This window comes from Thauera sp. SWB20 (assembly GCF_000831325.1).
Classification (GTDB): domain Bacteria; phylum Pseudomonadota; class Gammaproteobacteria; order Burkholderiales; family Rhodocyclaceae; genus Thauera; species Thauera aminoaromatica.
On record NZ_JTDM01000006.1, the window covers coordinates 1 to 21,838 of the forward strand.

The following is a 21,838-nucleotide window of genomic DNA, read 5'->3' on the forward strand; positions in this document are numbered from 1 at the left end:
TTGTGGGAGCGACGCAAGTCGCGACCGCGGCGTTTCCGTCTGCGCCACGACTCCTGCAGGCTGCAATCGCGACTCGCGTCGCTCCCACAAGAAACCGCCGCGCCTAAGGGGCGACGGGCGCGACGCCGGTCGCGATGCGGCGCACGACGGACCGCCGAGCGGATCTCCGGCGCAGGGATCGCGGCTCGCGTCGCTCCCATGGGAGATCGATCGCTGTCACGGCCCGGGGTGGGCGTCGCGGCGACGGCGGTGCGCGGTCTTTTGTGGGAGCGACGCAAGTCGCGATCGCGGCGCTTCCGTCCGCGCCACGACTCCCGCAGGCTGCAATCGTGACTCGCGTCGCTCCCACGAGAAACCGCCGCGCCCGGGGGCGACAGGCGCGACGCCAGTCGCGATGCGGCGCACGACGGACCGCCGAGCGGATCTCCGGCGCAGGGATCGCGGCTCGCGTCGCTCCCATGGGAGATCGATCGCTGTCACGGCCCGGGGTGGGCGTCGCGGCGACGGCAGTGCGCGGTCTTTTGTGGGAGCGACGCGAGTCGCGATCGCGGCGCTTCGGTCTGCGCCACGACTCCCGCAGGCTGCAATCGCGACTTGCGTCGCTCCCACAAGACGTCGTGGTGCATCCGGATGCGTCAAAGGGTAACGAGGCCGGAACGCAGCACAACGCGTCGCTCCCACAAGACGTCGTGGTGCATCCGGAGGCCGGCGAAGTCAGACCTCGCCGGCTTCGAGCTGGCGGCGGATCTCGAGGAGCTTCTCGCGCCGTGCCGGACTGGTCTCGGGGTAGTGCAGGTCGAGCCCCGCGAGGGTGTCGACCAGGATCTGCGAGACGATCAGGCGGGCGTTCTTCTTGTCGTCGGCCGGCACCACGTACCATGGGCAATCGGGCGTGCTGGTGGCGCGCAGGCAGTCGGCGTAGGCGGCCATGTACTTGTCCCAGTGCTTGCGCTGCTCGATGTCGCCTTCGTCGAACTTCCAGTTCTTGTCTTCCTCGTCGATGCGGGCGATCAGGCGGTCGCGCTGCTCGTCCTTCGAAAGGTGCAGGAAAATCTTGACGATGCGCGTGCCGTTGCGGTGCAGGTGGGCCTCGGCGTCGACGATGGAGCGGAAGCGTTCGCCCCAGAAGTCGCGCGCGGCCAGGGTCTCGTCGGGCAGCTGCTGGCCGCGCAGGATCTCGGGGAGCACGCGCACGATCAGCACCTCCTCGTAGTACGAGCGGTTGAAGATGCCGATGCGGCCGCGCTCGGGCAGCGCGACGTGGGTGCGCCACAGGAAGTCGTGGTCGAGCTCGGTGGGGCTCGGGTGCTTGAAGCTGAACACCTGGCAGCCCTGCGGGTTGATGCCCGACATGACGTGGCGGATGGCGCCGTCCTTGCCGGCCGCGTCCATGGCCTGGAAGATCACCAGCAGCGAGTAGCGGTCGTGGGCGTAGAGCATCTCCTGCAGCTCGGCCAGGCGCTCGGTGCCGGCGTCCAGGCGCTCCTCGTAGTCGCTCTTCGAGTCGTAGACGGCGCGGACCTTGGTCGGCCAGTCGGCGAGGTCGACCTTCTTGCCGCCCTCGACGCGAAACTCGGCGATGTCGATCGGTTTGTGCTTGCTCATCGGATGCTCCGTCTGGTTGGGGTGGGCCGAAGCGGGCATGCGGGACATTGTCCGCCTCCTTGCGGCCGACGTCATGCGCCGGATGCGCGCGAGTCGTGGCGCGAGCGGCCCGCACCGGAGCTGCACGGGGAGGCTTGCCGCGACCACCCGCAGAGGAGCCCCGCGCGGGAGAAGTCGAACGCGGCACGCGGCGAAGCCGCTTGCGTCGCTCCTGCAGGCGATCCGAGGATGTGTCGGTTCTGCAGGAGCGACGCAAGTCGCGATCGGCGCCTGGCGAGGCGCCCGCTCAGCCGCTCTTGCGCGCCCCGTATCGCCGCTGCAGCGCCTTCTCGGCCTCGATCACGAGGAAGACCAGCGCGCCGATCGCGAGCGGGGGCAGCCAGTATTCGAGCGCGAGCGGGGTGGTGCCGAACCAGGTGTTCATGAAGGGCAGGTAGACGAAGCCGAGCTGCAGCAGGGCCAGGACCAGCACCGAGACCTGCGCCGCCGGGTTGGTGAACAGGCGCGCGGGCGCGAGGCTGGAGGCGGTGAGGAAGCGGCTGTTGAAGAGGTACCAGGCCTGCGCGACCACCAGGGTGTTGACCGCCATCGTGCGCGCGGCCTGCAGTTCCATGCCCTGCAGCAGCGAATACTCGAAGGAGACGATGGTGGCGCCGCCGATCAGCAACGACACGAAGCCCACCCGCCACAGCATCGCGCCGTCCATGATCGGCGCGCCGGGGCGCCGCGGCGGGCGCTGCATGACGCCCGGCTCGGCGGGCTCGAAGGCGAGCGCAAGCGCCAGCGTGACCGCCACCACCATGTTCACCCACAGGATCTGCACCGGCGTGAGCGGCAGGGTGAGGCCGAGCACCACCGCGGCGAGCATCACGAAGCCCTGGGCGCCGTTGGTGGGCAGGATGAAGAGGATGGCCTTGCGCAGGTTGTCGTAGATCGTGCGACCTTCCTCGACGGCGCGCTCGATGGTGGAGAAGTTGTCGTCGGCGAGCACGATCTCGGCGGCCTCCTTGGTGGCCTCGGTGCCCTTGATGCCCATCGCCACGCCGACGTCGGCGCGCTTGAGCGCGGGGGCGTCGTTGACCCCGTCGCCGGTCATTGCCACCACCTCGCCGCGCGCCTGCAGGGCCTCGACCAGGCGCAGCTTGTGCTCGGGGCTGGTGCGCGCGAAGAGGTCGCAGTCGTGGGCGATCCGCTGCAGTTCCTCGTCGCTGGCGGCCTCGATCTCGGCGCCGGTGATCACCTTCAGCGCGTCGGCCGTGCCCAGGCCCATCTCGATGCCGATTGCGCGCGCGGTGCCGGCGTGGTCGCCGGTGATCATCTTCACGCGGATGCCGGCTTCGTGGCAGGAGCGGATCGCCGCGATCGCTTCCGGGCGCGGCGGGTCGATGATGCCGATGAGGCCGAGGAAGACCATGTCCTCCTGCAGGTCCTCGATGACGAGCGCGTCCTTGCTGTCGGGAACGTCGCGCGCGGCGGCGGCGAGCACGCGCAGGCCTTCGCCGCTCAGCGCGTCGATGCGCTCCTCCCAGAAGGCACGGTCGAGCGCCACGAGCTCGCCGTCGGCGCCGAGCTCGTGGCGGCAGCGCTCGAGCAGGCGGTCGGGCGCGCCTTTCAGCAGGATGCGGCGCTGCCCGCAGGGGGCGGTGTCGAGCGTGGCCATGAACTTGTTGGCCGACTCGAAGGGGATGCTGTCGTGGCGCTGGTGCGCGCCAGCGTCGAAGCCGGCCTTGTGCGCGAGCGTGCGCAGCGCGCCCTCGGTGGGCTCGCCGGTGACCTTCCACTGGCCGTCCTCTTCGGCGATGTGGGTGTCGTTGGCGACCGCGACGACCTCGATCAGCGCGTGCAGGTGGTCGTGGTGCGCCAGGCTGGCGACCTTGCCTTCGAGGGTGATCTCGCCCTCGGGGCGGTAGCCGGTGCCGCTGACCTCGTAGAAGCCGCCGCGGGTGAGGACGTGGCGCACGGTCATCTCGTTCTTCGTCAGCGTGCCGGTCTTGTCCGAGCAGATCACCGTGACCGAGCCGAGCGCCTCGACCGCGGTGAGCTTGCGCGTGATCGCGTTGCGCCGCGCCATGCGCTGAACGCCGAGCGCGAGCGTGATGGTGAGGATGGCGGGCAGGCCTTCGGGGATGGCCGCGACCGCGAAGCCGATCGCGGCGAGGAAGACCTCGGCCAGCGGCTGCTCGTGCACCGCGAGGCCGACGCCCAGCATGAGCAGCGCCAGGCCGACGATGAGCACCGACAGGATCTTGCTGAACTGCGCCATCTGCCGGGTGAGCGGGGTCTGCAGGGGCTGCACCTCGGCGATCAGGCGGTCGATGCGGCCGAGCTCGGTGTCGGGCCCGGTGGCGACGGCCACGCCGATGCCCCGCCCGGCGGCGACCAGGGTGCCCGAATAGGCCATGCCGAAGCGGTCGCCGACGCCGGCGGCGGGCTCGACCGCGGCGGTGTTCTTGTCGGCGGGAACCGACTCGCCGGTGAGCGCGGACTCCTCGATGCGCAGGTTGGTGGTCTCGATCAGGCGCACGTCGGCGGGCACGCGGTCGCCCGAGCGCAGGCGCACGATGTCGCCGGGCACCAGGCCGTCGGCGTCCACCGCGCTCCAGTGTCCGTCGCGGCAGGCCTCGGCACGCAGGGACAGCATCTTGCGGATGCCTGCAAGCGCCTCCTCGGCCTTGCCTTCCTGAATGAAGCCGATGATGGCGTTGATGACCACCACGCCGAGGATGACGCCGGTGTCGATCCAGTGGCCGAGGCTCGCCGTGATCGCGGCGGCGCCGAGCAGCACGTAGATCAGCACGTCGTTGAAATGCTTGAAGAAGCGCTTGACCACGCCGTCCCGGGGCGGCTCGGGCAGGCGGTTGGGGCCGATCTCGGCGAGACGTCGTGCGGCCTCGTCCGCAGAGAGGCCCGTCGGGCTGCTGTCCAGCGCTGCGAGGACCTCGTCGGCCGCGCGGGCGTGGGCGTTCTCGATGGGGGAAAGCTGGGCGGTTCGCGGGCTCATGTCCGTGCTCCGTGCCGGTGCGGATGCGCTGTGCGCAGGATGCCGCGCGCGCGATCGAAAGCAAGAGGCTTGTGCAAGCCTGCGGCGCGGATGTTGCGCTGCATTAATACAGACCGTCGCTCCCGCCGAAGTTCAAAAAAAGACCCCGCGTGCTGCAGGGTCCGGAGTCGTGGGGGCGTGCACAGGGCCGCTCACTCGGTATCGTAGCCGAGCAGGCGGCCTTCGATGATGCGTTGCGCAACCGCCTCGGGCACGTCGGTCTCCCACTCGCCGCGGCCGCGGCGCAGGCCGGTGAGCACCTCGCCGATGTCGATGTGCAGGTGGGTGTCGTCGTGCGGCTGCACCGCCACCAGCTTGTCGTTCTCCTTGAGGTGGGCGAGCAGGTGGCGCAGGTTGGCGGGGACGGCCACGTTGTCGAGCGTCACCGTGGCCGAGGCGTCGGTGCCGCGCGGGCGGGACGGGTACACATAGACGTGGGTGTTGTCCGGGAAGAGCTTGCCGAAGGCCTCGAGGATGCCGCCCTCCAGGCCTTCGTAGTATTTCTCGTCGAACAGGAAGGCGAAGTCGCGCACCGACAGCACGATCCCGATCGGCTTCTGGGTGTAGCGGCGCAGGTAGGCGCGCAGGCGGAAGAAGCGCACATAGTCCGAGATCATCACCGTGTAGCCCTGCGAGGCGAGCAGATCGATGCGGGCGAGGAAGTCGGCGCCGTCCACGTTGTCGCCGCTGATCAGCGAGTTCATGGTGATCTCGGCGAGCGAGACGATCTCCTTGTCGTCGACCGCGGCGAGCTGGCTGAACTGGCGCAGGCCGGCGGCCATCATGTCCACATTCACCAGGGTCACCGGCTTGAAGCTGCCGCGCATCACCATCACCGGCTTGCGGTAGAGGAGCTCGCCCGGCACCACCACCTCGCCCTGCGGGTTGAAGACCACCGCGCGCGTGAGCCAGCTGCGGATCAGGTGCAGGTTCATCAGGCGGTTTTCCACTTCGTCGAAATACGGGCCGGAGAAGTGGATCAGGTCGACCTCGATGCGCTCGGAGCCGAGCCCGTCGGCGAGACCTTCCACCACCCACTCGGGCTGGTCGTGGTGGAAGAAGGCGCCGTGGATGAGGTTGACGCCGAGGATGCCGAGCGCCTCGGACTGCAGCGCGTTGTCGTTGTCGAGCATGCGTACGTGCATGACCACGTCGCTCGGCGCGGCGCCCGGGTGCAGCTGCAGGCGGATGCCGACCCAGCCGTGGCATTCGTTCTTCTGCTTGAAGCTGCGCGCGGTGACGGTGGCGGCGTAGGCGAAGAAGGTGGTGTTCTTCGGACGCACGTGGGCGAGGCGGGCGACGACCTGGGTGAACTCCTTGTCGAGCATCTGCAGCAGGCGGGCACGGCTGACGTAGCGGTCGACGTGGCCGTAGATGTCGTCGCTGACCGCCATGTCGTAGGCCGACATGGTCTTGGCGATGGTGCCGGCGGCGGCGCCGACGTGGAAGAAGCGGCGCGCCACCTCCTGCCCTGCGCCGATCTCGACGATGGAGCCGTATTTGTACTTGTCCAGGTTGATGGCGAGCGCCTTCTGGTCGGTGCTCAGCGTCGTGTCGCGTTTGCGCATGGCGGATCCTTCTTTGCGGGCAGGAGGGAGGGGATTACTTGAGCGCGAAGCCGAGCGCCTGGAGCGCCTCGACCAGGCGGTGGCGGCCGGAGAGCGTCTCGGGGCCGGCGATGCGCTTGGACGAGTGCACGCTCCAGGTGCCATGCACGTTCATCTTCTGCTCCGCGTAGAAGCGCGTCATCGCGCGGTCGTAGGCGGCGATGCCGGCGTCCTGGGCGTCGAGCGAGTAGCGTTCGTGGTGCAGCACCACCGCTTGCGGCGGGCGCGGCTTGATGTCGGCCGGGCGCGCCGGATCGGGACGGCCGACGCACATGCCGAACACCGCGAACACGCCGGGCGGCAGGCCGAGCAGCGCGGCGACCTCTTCGGGGTGGTTGCGCATGCCGCCGATGTACACCATGCCCAGGCCGAGCGATTCGGCCGCCGCCGCGCCGTTCTGCGCGGCGAGCGCGGCGTCGATGACGCCGGTGAGGAACATCTCGAGGTAGTCCAGGCCCTCGGCCGGGCGCCCGAGGCCGGTGGCGATGCGGCGCAGGCGGGCGAGGTCGGCGAGCCACACGAGCTGCAGCGGCGCCTCGCGCACGTGGGCCTGGTCGCCAGCAAGCTCGGCCAGCCTGGCGCGGCGATCGGCGTCGCGCACCGCGACCACGCTCCACACGTTGAGGTTGGACGAACTCGCTGCCGATTGCGCGGCGGCGACGATCGCGGCGAGCTCGCCATCGGTGACCGGGTCGGGCAGGTAGGCGCGCACCGAGCGGTGGTCGAGCAGGTGCTCGACGAGCGGGTTGAGGGCGATCTCGGCGGGGATGGATTCCTGGCCGTAGCGGGCTTGCAGGCGGGAAGAGGGGGGGGGCATGGTTGCTCCTTGCACGATCGGCGGCGATACTCGCTCGCAAGCGGCAAGTATATCGACAGTGGATGCGGCGCCCCGCAGCCCGGGTGCGAGCGACGAGGGCGCTTGCCGCGGCGATCGGGCGGGTGAAGCACTTTGCCGGTCATAAACATAATTTCGATCAAGAATGGTGCGCTGCGTTAACGTCAACGTAAAATAGCGGGATCGGGCGGGCATGCACCCGTCCGGAGCATTCCAACGACGTCCTGGAGAGGAGAGAACCATGAGCGCAGTCAACGAATTTCTCGCCGCGCGCGATTTCCTGCTGCAGCACCGCAGCGATTACGCGACGGCCTACGCCGGCTTCAAGTGGCCCAAGCTGAAGGAGTTCAACTGGGCGCTGGACTACTTCGATGTGATGGCCAAGGGCAACGACAACCCGGCGCTGTGGATCATCGAGGAAGACGGCCGCGAGTCGAAGCTTTCCTTCGCCGAGATGTCGGCGCGCTCGAACCGCGTCGCCAACTGGCTGCGCAAGCAGGGCGTCAAGCGCGGCGAGCGCGTCCTGATCATGCTCGGCAACGAAGTGCCGCTGTGGGAGACCATGCTCGCCGCGATCAAGCTCGGCGCCGTGGTGATCCCCGCCACCACGCTGCTGACCCCCGAGGACCTCGTCGACCGCGTCGAGCGCGGCCAGGTCAGGCACGTGGTGATCGGCAAGGCCCACACCGACAAATTCGAGAACCTGCCCGGCAGCTTCGGCCGCATCGCCGTCGGCGGCGCGCCTGCCGGCTGGAAGGCCTTCGAGGACGCCGCGGCCGAATCCGACGCCTTCACCCCGGACGGCGTGACCCGCGTCGACGACCCGCTGCTGCTCTACTTCACGTCGGGCACGACCTCCAAGTCCAAGCTGGTGCTGCACACCCACCAGTCCTACCCGGTCGGCCACCTTTCGACGATGTACTGGATCGGCCTCAAGCCCAACGATCGTCACATGAACATCTCCTCGCCGGGCTGGGCCAAGCACGCCTGGAGCTGCTTCTTCGCGCCCTGGAACGCCGGCGCCTGCGTGTTCCTGTACAACTACAACCGCTTCAACGCGGCGGCCCTGCTCGACGTGCTGGTGAAGTACGAAGTCACCACGATGTGCGCGCCCCCGACCGTGTGGCGCATGCTGATCCAGCAGGACTTGGCCGCGGTCAAGACCAAGCTGCGCGAGCTCATCGGTGCCGGCGAGCCGCTCAACCCCGAGGTCATCGACCAGGTCAAGAAGGCCTGGGGCATCACCATCCGCGACGGCTTCGGCCAGACCGAGACCACCGCGCAGATCGGCAACACCCCCGACCAGCCGCTCAAGCCCGGCTCCATGGGCCGTCCGCTCCCCGGGTACAAGATCGCCCTGCTCGATGCCGAGAGCAAGCCCTCGGTCGAGGGCGAGGTGGCGCTGGTGATGGGCGAGCACCGTCCGGTCGGCCTGATGGTGGGTTACTCGGGTGATCCGGCCAAGACCGCCGAGGTCATGCGTGACGGCCACTACCGCACCGGCGACGTCGCCAGCATCGACGAGGACGGCTACATCACCTACGTCGGCCGCGCCGACGACGTGTTCAAGGCCTCCGACTACCGCATCAGCCCCTTCGAGCTCGAGAGCGTGCTCATCGAGCACCCGGCGGTCGCCGAAGCCGCGGTGGTGCCGAGCCCGGATCCGCTGCGCCTGGCGGTGCCCAAGGCCTTCGTGATCCTGGTCGCCGGCCAGGAGCCGAGCCGCGAGTTGGCCAAGGACATCTTCGCCTTCACCCGCGAACGCCTGGCCCCGTACAAGCGCATCCGCCGCCTCTCCTTCGCCGACCTGCCCAAGACCATCTCGGGCAAGATCCGCCGCGTCGAGCTGCGCAAGGCCGAAGAGGCGCGCGGCGAGGCCGCCCGCGGCGAGCTGGAGTTCTTCGAGGAAGACTTCCCCGAGCTCAAGGGTTGATGAGGGGCTGCACGCGGGGTTGATCGCTGCGGTGGTGGGCGGCTTCTTTGCCGCACCGCAGCGGCCGGCATGCTGCTACAATGCCGGCCGTGGCGGGTCTCCCCGCATTGCAGCGCGGTGAACCTGGTCAGGGCCGGAAGGCAGCAGCCACAGCCGCTCCCTGCAAGTGCCGGGGGTCAGGCTCGCCACCCCGAACACACGAAGGGCGCTCCGCGGAGCGCCCTTCGTCTTTTGCACCCCGCTCGGTGCGCTTCACTGCGGACGCCTCGTGCCTCACCCGAGCAGCGTATCCATCAGCATCATCATCACGAAGCCCACCATCAGGCCGCCGGTGGCGAGCGTCTCGTGACCGCGGCGGTGCGACTCGGGGATGATCTCGTGGCTGACCACGAAGAGCATCGCGCCGGCCGCGCCGGCCAGGCCCCAGGGCAGGATGTTCGCCGAGACCGACACCATCATCGAACCGGCGATCGCCGCGATCGGCTCGATCAGGCCCGACGCCGCCGCGACGCCGAAGGCGAGCCAGCGACCGTAGCCCGCCGCCACCAGGGCGATGGCGACGATCAGGCCTTCGGGCACGTTCTGCAGCGAGATCCCTGCCGCGACCGCGTCGCCCGAGCCGGCGCCCGTGCCTTCGAGTCCGGCCGCCACGCCGATCGCGAGACCTTCCGGGATGTTGTGCACGGCGATCGCGAACACGAACAGCCACACCGCGGCACCGCTGCGCCGGCCCTCGGGGAAGTGGGTATGCGGCAGGGCGCGATCCATGGCGAGCAGGCCGCCGGCACCGAGCAGCACGCCGAAGGCGACCAGCAGGGCTGCGCCGGTCTCCGAGCCGGTCTGCGCGAGCGCGGCGTCGAAGCCGGGCAGCAGCAGCGAGAACACGCTCGCGGCGAGCATGACGCCGGCGCCGAAGCCGAGCAGCATGCCCTGCACGCTGGCGCCGATCTGGCGCACGACGAGCAGCGGCACCGCACCCAGCGCGGTCGCTGCGGCCGCCATGGCGCCGCCTGCCATCGCGCCCGTTACGGCGAGGTCGAAGCCCTCGACGCTGCGCACGAGCTGGGCCACGAGCAGCGCCAGACCGGTGATGGCGATCAGCCAGCCGCTGAGCGTGCGCAGGGCTCCGGCTGGGCTGGCGTGCTGGAAATGCAGGCGAGCGACCTTGTCGACCATGATGTGGATCCTCCTGTGAGCGTGGCGGCAGGGCCGCCTTGTCTGATGGAGCCAGTATCAGCGATCGGCCTTGATAGTTCCAATTGAGCGTTTAGACGATCAGGATAGCCTGGATGTATATAAACCGTTGTCTCACCGGGCTTTGCTGCGGTGCACTTCCGGTTCCGCGGGCTGGCCACTAGAATCCCCTTGTCCGTTCAAGGAGTCTCCCGATGACCCAGCCCGTTCACCAGCAAGACGTCACCCCCGCCCGCAAGGCCGAGATCCTCGCCGAGGCGCTGCCCTACATCAAACGCTTCTTCGACAAGACCATCGTCATCAAGTACGGCGGCAACGCGATGACCGATCCGCACCTCAAGGATTGCTTCGCACGCGACGTGGTGCTGCTCAAGCTGGTCGGCCTCAACCCGGTGGTGGTGCACGGCGGCGGCCCGCAGATCGAGAATCTGCTCACCCGCATGGGCAAGAAGGGCGAGTTCATCCAGGGCATGCGCGTGACCGACGCCGAGACCATGGAGGTGGTCGAGATGGTGCTCGGGGGCCAGGTGAACAAGGAGATCGTCAACCTGATCAACAAGCACGGCGGCAAGGCCGTGGGCCTCACCGGCAAGGACGCCGGCTTCATCCGCGCCAAGAAGCTGCTGATGCAGAAGCACGGCGCGCCGGAGGGCGATCTGATCGACGTCGGCCAGGTGGGCGAGATCACCGGTATCGATCCCAGCCTGATCTCCTTCCTCGACCAGGGCGACTTCATCCCCGTGATCGCGCCGATCGGCGTGGGCGAGGAGGGCGAGACCTACAACATCAACGCCGACGTGGTCGCCGGCAAGCTCGCCGAGATCCTCAAGGCCGAGAAGCTGGTGCTGCTCACCAACACCCCGGGCGTGCTGGACAAGGCGGGCAACCTGCTGACCGGCCTGACGCCGCGCCAGATCGACGACCTGGTCGCCGACGGCACCCTGTCGGGGGGCATGTTGCCCAAGATCGGCTCGGCGCTCGACGCGGCGCGCAACGGCGTGAAGTCGGTGCACATCATCGATGGCCGCGTGGAACACTGCCTGTTGCTCGAGATCCTCACCGACCACGGCGTCGGCACGATGATCAAGAGCAAGTAGAACCCGCGCGTTTGCCGCGCCGCCGTCGAGGATGGCGTGCGACGCGGCTCGCGACTTGCGTCGCTCCTACGACAACCGGCGAGGCTTCGGGGGCGCTGCAGGGGGATCGCGACTTGCGTCGCTCCTACGCGAACCGGCGAGGCTTCGGGGGGGCTGTAGGAGCGACGCGAGTCGCGATGGCTGCCGCGCCGCACTTGCCGAACTCGGTCTCTGGCTGAAGACCCGCTCGCGAATCGCGCCACTCCTGAATCCCGTTTGTCCCGAACTGCCGGGCAGGCGTCTACTCGATGTTGAGCCGCTTGGCCTGGACCTCGGCCTTCTTGGGCAGGTTCAGCTCGAGCACGCCATCGTTGAACTTCGCGCTTGCCGCAGCCTCGTCGATTTCCTGGCCGAGCTGGAAGCTGCGCGAGATCTTGCCGAAGTAGCGTTCGGTGCGCAGCACCTTCTCGCCGTCCTTGATCTCCTTCTCCTGCTTGCGCTCGGCACTGATCGACACCACCGGGCCGTCGATATGCACGTGGATGTCCTCCTTCTTCATGCCGGGCAGCTCGGCATGCACTTCGTAGCCTTGCGCGGTCTCCTTGACGTCGACCCGCATCTGCGGCGCGTCGGTGCCCGGGGTGGCGAGCTGCTGGCCGCCGAAGTCGACGGGGCGCACGAAGAAGCCGCGGAAGAAGTCGTCCAACGGGTCGGTGCGACGGGTGAGAGGGGTGCTCATGTCGTGTCCTCCTGGGTCCGGGTTCTTGCCGGGGGATCCGGCTTCAAGACCAATATAGGCGCGGAGGAAGCGTTTTCAAGGGGCGCGCGCGTACCCTCTGCCCGTCCGGCTGCGCTAACCTTGCGGCGGAGTTCGAACGAACCAGGGAGGCGAGACGCCGATGAACGAAACCACCAATGTCTGTCCGCGCTGCGGCGCGGCCTTCACCTGCGGCATGCGCGCAGGCGAGGCGGAGTGCTGGTGTGCGGCGCTGCCGGCCGCGTTTGCGGTGCCGGCCGAAGGTGCGGGGGAGTGCTATTGCCCGCGCTGCCTCGCCGAGCTCATCGAGGCGCGCCGGAAGGTGCCTCGGGAAGCGCGGGGATGAAGGTGTGGCCGAAGCCCACGCCCTCGGCGCGCCAGAAGTCGCCGGCTTCGTCGAGGATCTCGCACAGCGTGGCGAAGGTCTCGGGCGCGGTCGCGCGCAGCGCGTCGGCATGCAGGAATTCGAGCCGGTAGGCCGCGGCGGGCAGCCAGGAGAGATCGCACAGGCAATCCGAGAGCGCGTCCCAGTTGTGGCCGAACCAGTCCGGGAAGCGCAGCGCGGTCGCGATGCGCGCGAGCACTCCGGCCTTGTCCGTGCAGCCGGCGAGGTCGATGCGCAGCGGGGGAGTCGGCTGCGCGGCGGGGGCGTGCGAGGTGTGGCTCATGGACGGACGGCTCAGGGCAGCGAACGCAGCGGTGCGATCTCGCGGAAGCTGCGGTAGTGGTCGGCAGTGTAGTAGAACACCTCGGGTGGATCGCCGCCGCTGACGATGCGGCGCGCGCCGCGATCGCGCGCGCCGGGCGTGGGCACGGTGTATTCGCGGTAATAGCCGCGCGGCCGCGCCGGTAGCAGGCGTTCGCGGTTCTGGAAGGTGGTGCCGTCCTTGCGGTAGGGGAAGGGGCCGCCGCGCTGGATGAGCGCCAGTGTCTCGATCGCCTCGGCCGGCAGCCCGGCGTGCGAGGGCTGCAGCAGGCCCTGTGCAGCTTGCGGGGCATCGGGCGCGGCGCCGGGCGAGCAGGCGGGCAGGCCCGCGCCGAGTACGAGGAGGAGCAGCAGGCGGAGCAGGACGGTACGCAGCATCGGGGTTCAGGCGCGGCGGGTGCGGGTGACGGGGGCGCGCTCGGGGCGGATACCGTAGCGCTTCATGAGCTCGTGGCGGAATTCGGTAATCGCCGCCAGGCGCGGGTTGGCGGGCGCCATGCGCTGGGTGCGCTCGATCAGGCTGCGCGCCTGCGCGGCGAAGGCCTCGTTCCAGCCGCGGTGCTCGATGTGGCGCAGCAAGGCGAGCGCGGCATTGAACAGCACGTGCGGGTTGCCCGGCATCTTGCGCGCCGCGTTCATCATCTCGGCGACCGCGCCGTCGTAGTCGCCGCTGCGCGCTTTTTCGGCGCCGGCGCCGATCAAGGTCCTGACCTCGTTCTGCACCTGCTCCTCGACCTCGGCGGAGAGGTTCTCGAAGCCGCGTGCCTTGAGCGCGGCGCGCGTGCTCGCCAGGCTGCGGTCGTCGCCGTGGGTGCGCATCAGGTCGGCGAGGAGCTGGCGGCCCTCGCTCTCGAGCTTGCGGTCGTAGCACAGCTCGAGCAGGTCGCGGCGCAGCCCGGGGGAGAGCTCGCGGATGCGCTCGGGGCTCGCGAGCGCGCGCACCATGGCGCTGCGCAGGCCTTCGGCGTCGTTGCGGTGGCCCTCGAACAGGGCGTTGCCGACGGCGAGGCAGAGTTCGCCCTTGGGGTGGCGGACGAGGTTGCGCTCGAGGTCGGCAAGCGTGGCCAAGGCTTCGTCCGGGCGTTCACGGGCGAGCTGGGCCTGCACCAGGCGGACGTGATCCTCGGGGTCGCGGAATTCGGAGTAGCTGCCGCGGCGCACCGCCTCGGCGAGACTGTGCTCGGCACGGTCGAGCTCGCCGGCCTGCAGGGCGAGCTCGCCGAGCCGGCGCAGGCGCGGGAGGCGGTAGGGCGAGAGGTCGGCCGCGCGCTGCAGGGTTCCGCAGGCCTCGGCGGGGCGGCCGGTCTCCTCCTGCACGCGTGCGAGCAGCTCGTGCGCCTCGATGAAGCGCGGGTGGCGGGCGACGAGGTCGGCGAGCAGGTGCTCGGCCTCGACCCAGGCCTCGCGCACCACCAGCATGCGTGCCAGCCCGAGCGAGGCCCAGGGGATGGGACGCGCGGCGAGGATCTCGCGGTACAGCGCCGCGGCCTCCTCGATCTGGCCGATCTGGGCGTGCAGCTCCGCCTGCAGGCGCATGAAATCGACCAGGTACTGCGGGTGGCGGTCGCGCGCCTCGCGACAGGCGGCGAGCGCGCCGACGGGGTCGCCGAGCTTCATCAGCTGCCACACCGGCAGGAAGGCGTCGCGCTTCTCGAAGGCGCGCAGCAGGCGCACGCGCAGGCTCTCGGCGGTGAGCGGCTTGAGGATGTAGTCGTTGGGAACGAGCTCGCAGGCGCTGATCACGCGCTCGTAGTTGCGCTCGCCGGTGATCATCACGAACACCGTGTCGGGCGGGATGATGGCGTGCTGGCGCAGGTCCTCGAGCAGGTGCTGGCCGTCCTGGCCCTCGCCGAGGTCGTATTCGGACAGGATGAGGTCGAAGGGCTGCGCGCGCAGGCGGCGCATCGCCATGCTCGCCGAGACCGCGAACTGCGGCGAGTCGATGCCGATCGAGGCGAGCATGTTGCGCAGCTGCGCGCGCATGCTCGACTGGGATTCGACGACGAGGACCTGCAGGCCGTGGGGGAGGAGCATCGGGGCGTCCGGGATCGGGGGGCCGCGCGGCGTGCGGGCCATCCGTGAAGATTACGGCATGGCGCCGGCAGGCTGAAGCCCCTGCGGCCGCCTTCGCGGCGATCCGGCAGGGGCTTCGGGATCTCCGGCCGGTGTGCCGCCGGACTCAGCCGCGCTCGACTTCGACCTGGGTCTCGACCTTCTGGCGCAGGCGGATGTGCAACTCGCGCAGCTGCTTCTCGTCCACGCCGCTCGGCGCGTCGGTGAGCAGGCACTGGGCGCGCTGGGTCTTGGGGAAGGCGATGACGTCACGGATGGATTCGGCGCCGGTCATCATGGTGACGATGCGGTCGAGGCCGAAGGCCAGGCCGCCATGCGGGGGGGCGCCGTACTTGAGCGCGTCGAGCAGGAAGCCGAACTTGGCCTGCTGCTCCTCGGGGCCGATGTTCAGTGCCTCGAACACGCGCGCCTGCACGTCGGCGCGGTGGATACGCACCGAGCCGCCGCCGATCTCCCAGCCGTTCAAGGCGAGGTCGTAGGCCTTGGCCAGGCACTCGCCCGGGTTGGATTCGAGCAGGTCGATGTGCTCGTCCTTGGGGCTGGTGAAGGGGTGGTGGCAGGCGGTCCAGCGCTTGTCGTCCTCGTCGTACTCGAACATCGGGAAGTCGACCACCCACAGCGGACGCCAGGCCTCGCCGGTGACGTAGCCCTTCTCGTGGCCGAGCTTGATGCGCAGCGCGCCCATGGCGTCGTTGACCACCTTGGTCTTGTCGGCGCCGAAGAAGATCAGGTCGCCCGACTGCGCGCCGGTGCGCTCGAGGATGGTGCGCAGCGCGGTCTCGTGCAGGTTCTTGACGATCGGCGACTGCAGGCCGTGCTCGTTGGGCTGGGTGACGTCGTTGACCTTGATGTAGGCGAGGCCGCGGGCGCCATAGATGGCGACGAACTTGGTGTATTCGTCGATCTCGCCGCGGGTCAGGCTGTTGCCGCCCGGCACGCGCATCGCGGCGACGCGGCCGCCCGAGGTGGCGGGGCCGCTGAAGACCTTGAAGGCGACGTCCTGCACCGCGTCGGTGACGTCGGTGAGTTCCAGCGTCACGCGCAGGTCGGGCTTGTCCGAGCCGTAGCGGCGCATCGCCTCGGCGTAGGTCATGCGCGGGAAGGGCGCGGGCAGCTCGACCGCCATCGCTTCCTTGAACACGTAGCGGATCATCTCCTCGACCAGGGCGGTGATCTCGTGCTCGTTCATGAACGAGGTCTCGAGGTCGACCTGGGTGAATTCGGGCTGGCGGTCGGCGCGCAGGTCCTCGTCGCGGAAGCACTTGACGATCTGGTAGTAGCGGTCGTAGCCGGCCACCATCAGCAGCTGCTTGAAGAGCTGGGGCGACTGCGGCAAGGCGAAGAACTGGCCCGGGTGCACGCGCGAGGGCACCAGGTAGTCGCGCGCGCCTTCGGGCGTGCTCTTGGTCAGCATCGGCGTCTCGACGTCGATGAAGCCGGCGCCGTCGAGGAAGCGGCGGAAGGCCATCGTGGTCTTGTAGCGCAGCATCAGGTTCTTCTGCATCTGCGGGCGACGCAGGTCGATGACGCGGTTGGTCAGGCGCACCGTCTCGGACAGGTTCTCGTCGTCGAGCTGGAAGGGCGGCGTGGCGGCGGCGTTGAGCACCTCGATGTCGTGGCAGAGGATCTCGATCTCGCCCGAGACGAGGTTGGCGTTCTCGGTGCCGGCGGGACGGCGGCGCACCTTGCCGCTCAGCTTGAGGACGAACTCGTTGCGCACCGATTCGGCCGTCTTGAACATCTCCGCGCGGTCGGGGTCGCACACCACCTGCACCAGGCCCTCGCGATCGCGCAGGTCGATGAAGATGACGCCGCCGTGGTCGCGGCGGCGATGTACCCAGCCGCAAATGGTGACGATCTGGTCGAGGTCGGCGGCGGTGACTTTGCCGCAGTAGTGAGTTCGCATGTCGGGTTCCGCAGGTTCGGGGGCGCTTGCGCCCGGGGATTCAGGATTCGGCAGGGTGGAGAGGCTGGAGTGTTCGGGGAGCTTCGTTCAGGTGTCGGACAGCGCGGGCACGGGTTCCGGCCTGCGCGCCGGCGGAGCGACCACGCCCATCGAGATGATGTACTTGAGCGCGTCGTCCACGCTCATGTCGAGCTCGACGACCTCGCTGCGCCGCATCATCAGGAAGAAGCCCGAGGTCGGGTTGGGCGTGGTCGGTACATACACGCTGACGTAGTCGCCGCGCAGGTGCTCGGCCGCGTCGCCGCCCGGCTGGCCGGTGAGGAAGGCGATGGTCCACACGCCCTCGCGCGGGTATTGCACCAGCAGCGCCTTGCGGAAGGCCTGGCCGTTGCTCGAGAACACCGTGTCGGAGACCTGCTTGACGCTGTAGTAGATCGACTTGACGACCGGGATGCGGGCAAGCAGCGCTTCCCAGAGCTGCACGAGCTTCTGCCCGAGCACGTTGGCGGCGACCAGGCCGGTGAAGAACACCAGCAGCAGGCTCGCGACGACGCCCACGCCGGGGATGTCGAAGCCGATGTAGCGGCTCGGCTGGTATTCGGCGGGCAGCCACAGCAGGATCGCGTCGAGCGTGCCGACGATCCAGGCGATCACCATGTAGGTGATCGCCAGCGGGAGCCAGATCAGCAGGCCGGTGATGAAGTATTTTTTCAAGTGGGGTTCCTGGCCGCCGCGCTGCGCGGCTGCTTGCGTCTGCCGCGCCGCGGCCGGCCCGCCGCGAGATGGGTCGATCCGCTCAGTGGCAGGCGCAGCCGCCGCCGCAGCCGCCGGTCGCAGGCGAGGGCGTGGATTCGGCCGCCGGGGCCGCGCTCTTGGCTCCGCCCTTGAAGTCGGTGGCGTACCAGCCCGAGCCCTTGAGTTGGAAGCCGGCCGCCGACAACTGCTTGGCGTAGCCGGTCGTGCCGCAGGACGGGCAGACGGACAGGGGCTCGTCGCTCATTTTTTGCAGGTGTTCCTTCTGGAAACCACAGCTCGGGCAACGATATTCATAGATGGGCATGGCGTGCTCCCGAAAACAAGTGCGCAAGTCTAACGCAACGCAGCATAAGGAAAAAGCGCGTCCGGAACGGTCGCGCCCGGGTGCAAGATGAGGGCGGGGGAGGAGGGCTTCAAGCCCCCCGTGGCGGACCGTCCGCAGCGGCGCGCGCGGCGCGCGCTCAGAGCAGCCCGAGGTAGCGCTCGGTGATGCGCTCGCCCCAGAACAGCGCGATCAGGCCGGCCGCGGCGAGGTAGGGGCCGAAGGGGATCGGCACGTTGCGGCCGTGGCGGGCGACGACGATCAGCAGGATGCCGACCACCGCGCCCACCAGCGAGGACAGCAGGATGGTCAGCGGCAGCATCTGCCAGCCCAGCCAGGCGCCGATCGCGGCGAGCAGCTTGAAGTCTCCGTAGCCCATGCCCTCCTTGCCGGTGGCGAGCTTGAACAGCCAGAACACCGCCCACAGCGCGAGGTAGCCCGCCATCGCGCCGATCACCGCGTCGGGAAGCTCGGCGAAGGTGGTGCCGAGGTTGAAGGCGAGGCCCAGCCACAGCAGCGGCAGGGTGATGTCGTCGGGCAGCAGCTGGGTGTCGAGGTCGATGAAGGTGAGCGCGACCATCGCCCACACGAACAGCAGGGCCCCGAGCGCGCTGGCGCCGAAGCCGAAATGCCAGGCGGCGTAGGCCGACAGCAGCGCGGAGAGGGCTTCGACGATCGGGTAGCGCCTGCTGATGCCGGCGCCGCAATGTGCGCAGCGCCCGCGCAGCACCACGTAGCTGACGATCGGGATGTTCTCCAGCATCGTGATCTGGTGCCCGCAGTGCGGGCAGCGCGAGCGCGGCGTGGCGAGGTTGAAGCGCTCGTTGGCGGGTGCTTGCTCGCCACGCAGCTCGGCCGCCTGGGCGTGCCAGTCGCGCTCCATCATCCTGGGCAGCCGATGGATCACGACGTTGAGGAAGCTGCCGACGAAGAGTCCGACCAGGCCGGAGAGGATGGTGAAGGCGAGCGGGTCGCGGAGAAGCTCGATCATGGGTTCAGACGACCGAACCGAGCTTGAAGATCGGCAGGTACATCGCCACCACCAGGCCGCCGATGATGGTGCCGAGGAAGACCATGATCAGCGGCTCGAGCAGTTGCGACAGGCCGGCGACCGCGTCGTCCACCTCCTGCTCGAAGAAATCGGCGACCTTGCCCAGCATGGCGTCGAGCTGGCCGGACTCCTCGCCGATCGACACCATCTGCACCACCATGGTGGGAAAGACTTCCGCGTTCTGCATCGCGACCGTCAGGCTGGTGCCGGTGCTGACCTCGCTCTGGATCTGATGTGTCGCCACCACATAGACGTGGTTGCCCGATGCGCCTCCCACCGAGTCGAGCGCCTCGACCAGCGGCACGCCGGCCGCGAACATGGTCGACAGCGTGCGCGTCCAGCGTGCGACCGTGGCCTTGCGGATGATCGCGCCGATCACCGGGATGCGCAGCACCAGCCGGTCGACCGCGATCTGCATCGCAGTCGAGCGCTTGTAGCTCCAGGCGATCGCCACGAGGGCCGCGATGAGGGCGCCGAAGATCAGGTACCAGTAGGCCACGAAGGCGTCCGAGATGGCGATGACCATCAAGGTGGGCACCGGCAGCTCGGCACCGAAGCTGGAGAACACGCTCTTGAACTCGGGGATCACGAACAGCATCATCACCGAGATCACGAGACCCGCCACCACGACCACCGCGGCAGGATAGAACAGCGCCGACTTGATCTTGCTCTTGATCGCGAGGATCTTTTCCTTGTAGGTGGCGATGCGGTCGAGCAGGCCGTCGAGGATGCCCGCCTGCTCGCCCGCTGCGACCAGGTTGCAGAACAGCCGGTCGAAGTGCGCAGGGTGCTTGGCGAAGGCCTGCGACAGGTTGGAGCCGGTCTCGACGTCGGTGCGGATGTCGTTGAGCAGGCGCACGAGCGCGGCGTTGCCGGAGCCTTTCATTGCGATGTCGAAGGCCTGCAGCAGCGGCACACCGGATTTCATCATCGTGGCGAGCTGGCGGGTGAACAGCGCGATGTCCTTTTCGGAGATGCGTCCGCCGCGCGCCATCTTCTGCTTGCGGATCTTGATCACCTGGATGCCCTGGCGGCGCAGCATGGCCTGGACCATGGCGTCGCCGGTGGCGCGGATCTCGCCGCGGACGACCTTCCCGGTCTTGTCCTTGCCTTCCCAGATATAAAGGTCCTCCCTCGGACCGGTGGCACGTGCCGCGCGGCTTGCAGTGGCCATGAAATCGAGCGTCCTTTATTCGTTGGTCGTCGCCAGCACTTCTTCGAGCGAGGTGATGCCTTGGCGCACCTTGCGCAGGCCCGACTGGCGCAGGTCGAGCACGCCCTCGCTGCGGGCCTGGGCGGCGATGTCCATGGAGTTTCCGCCGGTCATGATGATGCGGGCGATCTCCTCGCTGATCGGCATGACCTGGTAGATGCCCACCCGGCCCTTGTAGCCGCTGCCCTTGCAGCGTTCGCAACCGCCCGGTCCCATCGGCTGCCAGCCGCCGTCGAGCTCGTCGGGCTCGAAGCCGGCCTCCAGCAGGGCCTGGGCGGGAATGTCGACGGGCTTCTTGCAGGAGCATAGCCGGCGGGCGAGGCGCTGGGCCGTGATCAGGATCACCGAGGATGCGATATTGAACGGCGCCACGCCCATGTTCTTGAGGCGCTCGAGCGTGGAGGGCGCGTCGTTGGTGTGCAGGGTGGACATCACCAGGTGGCCGGTCTGCGCGGCCTTGATGGCGATCTCGGCGGTCTCGATGTCGCGGATCTCGCCCACCATGATCACGTCCGGGTCCTGGCGCAGGAAGGCGCGCAGCGCGGCGGAGAAGGTGAGGCCGGCCTTCTCGTTGACGTTGACCTGGTTGATGCCGGCGAGATTGATCTCGGCAGGGTCCTCGGCGGTGGAGATGTTCACGCCCGGCTTGTTGAGCAGGTTGAGGCAGGTGTACAGCGACACCGTCTTGCCCGAGCCGGTGGGGCCGGTGACCAGGATCATGCCGTAGGGGCGCTCGACCGCGGCGAGCAGCGCCTCGCGCTGCTCGGGGTCGTAGCCGAGCGCGTCGATGCCGAGCATCGCCGAGCTCGGATCGAGGATGCGCATCACGATCTTCTCGCCGTGCAGGGTCGGCAGCGTCGAGACGCGGAAGTCGATCGCCTTGTTGCGCGACAACACGAGCTTCATGCGCCCGTCCTGCGGCACGCGCTTCTCCGAGATGTCGAGGCGCGAGATCACCTTGATGCGCGCGGCGATCTTGTCCTTGAGCACCAGCGGCGGCTGGGCGATGTCGCGCAGGATGCCGTCGGTGCGCACGCGGATGCGGTAGAACTTCTCGTAGGGCTCGAAGTGGACGTCCGAGGCGCCCTCGTTGATCGCGTCGATCAGCACCTTCTGGATGAACTTGACGACCGGGGCGTCATCGACCTCGTTGGCTTCCTCCTCGTCGCGCGGCTGCGCGGGACCGTCCTGCTGCAGCAGGTCCATGTCGAAGGCTTCGCCGGTGAGCTCCTTGAGCGTGTCTGCGGCCGACTCGGACAGGGCCTCGACCGCGCGCTTGAGCTTGTCCGCCTCGACGATCACCAGCTCGATCTGCAGGCCGGTCTGGAAGCGGATCTCGTCCAGCGCGCGCAGGTTGGAAGGGTCGGCGGTGGCGAGCGTGATGCGGCTCTGGCGCTTGGCGAGCGGCGCGACCTGGTGCTTGGCGAGCAGCTTGCGGTCGACCGCCTCGCGCGCGAACATCGCCGCATCGAAGGCGGCGAGGTCGAGGAGCGGATAGCCGAAGGTCTCGGCGGCGAAGCGGGCCATCGCCGCGCAGCTCATCAGGCCGCGGTTGGCGACCTCGAGGATGAAGGCGGTCGCGGCCTCGCCCGCATGGGTGGTGCATGCGATCGCGTCCGCCTCCTTGAGGTGGCCATGCTGGATCAGGGCCCTGGCGAAGCCGCTCAGGGCCGGTTTGGAGGTCGCCGCCATGCCTTGCTCGTGTCCGGACTGCGGCCGATGTTGCCCGCCGCCCCCGGCCTTGTAAAGATGCGCGCAGCCGGT

Annotated in this window: 18 protein-coding genes and 1 other RNA gene; 4 read left to right on the forward strand and 15 right to left on the reverse strand. The window is 68.8% G+C overall.

What is annotated here, in order from left to right; genetic code table 11:
* Nucleotides 1-714 precede the first annotated feature (714 nt).
* The 4 genes from PO78_RS00735 to PO78_RS00750 form a co-directional block, all read right to left on the reverse strand.
* Nucleotides 715-1,605, reverse strand: coding sequence for an ADP-polyphosphate phosphotransferase (locus PO78_RS00735; protein ID WP_012584898.1), 891 nt, complete (start codon nt 1,603-1,605; stop codon nt 715-717).
* A gap of 286 nt (nt 1,606-1,891) precedes the next feature.
* Nucleotides 1,892-4,606 carry a cation-transporting P-type ATPase gene (locus tag PO78_RS00740; protein ID WP_043741406.1) on the reverse strand — a complete coding sequence of 905 codons (2,715 nt, stop codon included), beginning with the start codon at nt 4,604-4,606 and terminating at the stop codon, nt 1,892-1,894.
* 191 nt (nt 4,607-4,797) lie between these two features.
* On the reverse strand, nt 4,798-6,213 hold the full coding sequence (locus tag PO78_RS00745) for a hypothetical protein (protein WP_004302485.1): 1,416 nt from the start codon (nt 6,211-6,213) through the stop codon (nt 4,798-4,800).
* 34 nt (nt 6,214-6,247) lie between these two features.
* Nucleotides 6,248-7,069, reverse strand: coding sequence for an NADPH-dependent oxidoreductase (locus PO78_RS00750; protein WP_043741409.1), 822 nt, complete (start codon nt 7,067-7,069; stop codon nt 6,248-6,250).
* 259 nt (nt 7,070-7,328) lie between these two features.
* Between PO78_RS00750 and PO78_RS00755 the strand changes: the two genes are divergently transcribed.
* Together PO78_RS00755 and ffs are read left to right on the forward strand one after the other, a co-directional pair.
* A complete protein-coding gene (locus PO78_RS00755) occupies nt 7,329-9,020 on the forward strand; it encodes an AMP-binding protein (RefSeq protein WP_043741411.1) in 1,692 nt (563 codons plus the stop codon).
* A 91-nt stretch (nt 9,021-9,111) separates the two neighbouring features.
* Nucleotides 9,112-9,210: signal recognition particle sRNA small type (ffs, locus tag PO78_RS22050), an RNA gene on the forward strand.
* Nucleotides 9,211-9,293: 83 nt separating this feature from the next.
* Here ffs and PO78_RS00760 read toward each other — a convergent pair.
* Complete coding sequence (locus tag PO78_RS00760) at nt 9,294-10,196, reverse strand: ZIP family metal transporter (protein ID WP_043741413.1); 903 nt, start codon at nt 10,194-10,196, stop codon at nt 9,294-9,296.
* 212 nt (nt 10,197-10,408) lie between these two features.
* On the opposite strand from PO78_RS00760, the gene argB reads away from it, so the two are divergent.
* On the forward strand, nt 10,409-11,311 hold the full coding sequence (gene argB / locus PO78_RS00765) for an acetylglutamate kinase (protein ID WP_004302479.1): 903 nt from the start codon (nt 10,409-10,411) through the stop codon (nt 11,309-11,311).
* A 280-nt stretch (nt 11,312-11,591) separates the two neighbouring features.
* On the opposite strand, the gene PO78_RS00770 is transcribed toward argB, so the two are convergent.
* A complete protein-coding gene (locus tag PO78_RS00770) occupies nt 11,592-12,029 on the reverse strand; it encodes an Hsp20/alpha crystallin family protein (RefSeq protein ID WP_043741415.1) in 438 nt (145 codons plus the stop codon).
* Between the two features lie 160 nt (nt 12,030-12,189).
* On the opposite strand from PO78_RS00770, the gene PO78_RS00775 reads away from it, so the two are divergent.
* Nucleotides 12,190-12,393 carry a cysteine-rich CWC family protein gene (locus PO78_RS00775; RefSeq protein WP_004302475.1) on the forward strand — a complete coding sequence of 68 codons (204 nt, stop codon included), beginning with the start codon at nt 12,190-12,192 and terminating at the stop codon, nt 12,391-12,393.
* Here the strand turns inward: PO78_RS00775 and PO78_RS00780 are convergent.
* From PO78_RS00780 to pilB, 9 genes are all read right to left on the reverse strand, one after another.
* Complete coding sequence (locus tag PO78_RS00780; RefSeq protein ID WP_043741418.1) at nt 12,350-12,715, reverse strand: barstar family protein; 366 nt, start codon at nt 12,713-12,715, stop codon at nt 12,350-12,352. The genes PO78_RS00775 and PO78_RS00780 overlap by 44 nt on opposite strands.
* A gap of 11 nt (nt 12,716-12,726) precedes the next feature.
* Nucleotides 12,727-13,131, reverse strand: a complete 405-nt coding sequence (locus PO78_RS00785; RefSeq protein ID WP_004302471.1) for a ribonuclease domain-containing protein — start codon at nt 13,129-13,131, stop codon at nt 12,727-12,729.
* Between the two features lie 6 nt (nt 13,132-13,137).
* Complete coding sequence (locus tag PO78_RS00790) at nt 13,138-14,787, reverse strand: tetratricopeptide repeat-containing response regulator (RefSeq protein WP_004302469.1); 1,650 nt, start codon at nt 14,785-14,787, stop codon at nt 13,138-13,140.
* Nucleotides 14,788-14,932: 145 nt separating this feature from the next.
* Nucleotides 14,933-16,732, reverse strand: coding sequence for an aspartate--tRNA ligase (aspS, locus tag PO78_RS00795; RefSeq protein ID WP_004302467.1), 1,800 nt, complete (start codon nt 16,730-16,732; stop codon nt 14,933-14,935).
* Between the two features lie 87 nt (nt 16,733-16,819).
* A complete protein-coding gene (locus tag PO78_RS00800) occupies nt 16,820-17,446 on the reverse strand; it encodes a DUF502 domain-containing protein (protein ID WP_004302465.1) in 627 nt (208 codons plus the stop codon).
* Between the two features lie 82 nt (nt 17,447-17,528).
* Nucleotides 17,529-17,792 carry an FmdB family zinc ribbon protein gene (locus PO78_RS00805; protein ID WP_012584903.1) on the reverse strand — a complete coding sequence of 88 codons (264 nt, stop codon included), beginning with the start codon at nt 17,790-17,792 and terminating at the stop codon, nt 17,529-17,531.
* Nucleotides 17,793-17,949: 157 nt separating this feature from the next.
* On the reverse strand, nt 17,950-18,801 hold the full coding sequence (locus PO78_RS00810) for a prepilin peptidase (RefSeq protein ID WP_004302462.1): 852 nt from the start codon (nt 18,799-18,801) through the stop codon (nt 17,950-17,952).
* A gap of 4 nt (nt 18,802-18,805) precedes the next feature.
* On the reverse strand, nt 18,806-20,035 hold the full coding sequence (locus PO78_RS00815) for a type II secretion system F family protein (RefSeq protein ID WP_004302460.1): 1,230 nt from the start codon (nt 20,033-20,035) through the stop codon (nt 18,806-18,808).
* Nucleotides 20,036-20,050: 15 nt separating this feature from the next.
* Nucleotides 20,051-21,766, reverse strand: coding sequence for a type IV-A pilus assembly ATPase PilB (pilB, locus tag PO78_RS00820; RefSeq protein ID WP_004302458.1), 1,716 nt, complete (start codon nt 21,764-21,766; stop codon nt 20,051-20,053).
* Nucleotides 21,767-21,838 lie beyond the last annotated feature (72 nt).

Excerpts from the sequence above, each read along its gene's own strand:
- PO78_RS00745 (WP_004302485.1), bottom strand. The coding sequence starts at position 6,213 with ATGCGCAAACGCGACACGACGCTGAGCACCGACCAGAAGGCGCTCGCC.
- PO78_RS00810 (WP_004302462.1), bottom strand. The coding sequence starts at position 18,801 with ATGATCGAGCTTCTCCGCGACCCGCTCGCCTTCACCATCCTCTCCGGC.
- PO78_RS00735 (WP_012584898.1), bottom strand. The coding sequence starts at position 1,605 with ATGAGCAAGCACAAACCGATCGACATCGCCGAGTTTCGCGTCGAGGGC.
- PO78_RS00755 (WP_043741411.1), top strand. The coding sequence starts at position 7,329 with ATGAGCGCAGTCAACGAATTTCTCGCCGCGCGCGATTTCCTGCTGCAG.
- PO78_RS00815 (WP_004302460.1), bottom strand. The coding sequence starts at position 20,035 with ATGGCCACTGCAAGCCGCGCGGCACGTGCCACCGGTCCGAGGGAGGAC.
- PO78_RS00790 (WP_004302469.1), bottom strand. The coding sequence starts at position 14,787 with ATGCTCCTCCCCCACGGCCTGCAGGTCCTCGTCGTCGAATCCCAGTCG.
- aspS (WP_004302467.1), bottom strand. The coding sequence starts at position 16,732 with ATGCGAACTCACTACTGCGGCAAAGTCACCGCCGCCGACCTCGACCAG.
- PO78_RS00760 (WP_043741413.1), bottom strand. The coding sequence starts at position 10,196 with ATGGTCGACAAGGTCGCTCGCCTGCATTTCCAGCACGCCAGCCCAGCC.
- PO78_RS00785 (WP_004302471.1), bottom strand. The coding sequence starts at position 13,131 with ATGCTGCGTACCGTCCTGCTCCGCCTGCTGCTCCTCCTCGTACTCGGC.
- PO78_RS00750 (WP_043741409.1), bottom strand. The coding sequence starts at position 7,069 with ATGCCCCCCCCCTCTTCCCGCCTGCAAGCCCGCTACGGCCAGGAATCC.
- PO78_RS00770 (WP_043741415.1), bottom strand. The coding sequence starts at position 12,029 with ATGAGCACCCCTCTCACCCGTCGCACCGACCCGTTGGACGACTTCTTC.
- PO78_RS00780 (WP_043741418.1), bottom strand. The coding sequence starts at position 12,715 with ATGAGCCACACCTCGCACGCCCCCGCCGCGCAGCCGACTCCCCCGCTG.
- PO78_RS00805 (WP_012584903.1), bottom strand. The coding sequence starts at position 17,792 with ATGCCCATCTATGAATATCGTTGCCCGAGCTGTGGTTTCCAGAAGGAA.
- argB (WP_004302479.1), top strand. The coding sequence starts at position 10,409 with ATGACCCAGCCCGTTCACCAGCAAGACGTCACCCCCGCCCGCAAGGCC.
- PO78_RS00775 (WP_004302475.1), top strand. The coding sequence starts at position 12,190 with ATGAACGAAACCACCAATGTCTGTCCGCGCTGCGGCGCGGCCTTCACC.
- PO78_RS00740 (WP_043741406.1), bottom strand. The coding sequence starts at position 4,606 with ATGAGCCCGCGAACCGCCCAGCTTTCCCCCATCGAGAACGCCCACGCC.
- pilB (WP_004302458.1), bottom strand. The coding sequence starts at position 21,766 with ATGGCGGCGACCTCCAAACCGGCCCTGAGCGGCTTCGCCAGGGCCCTG.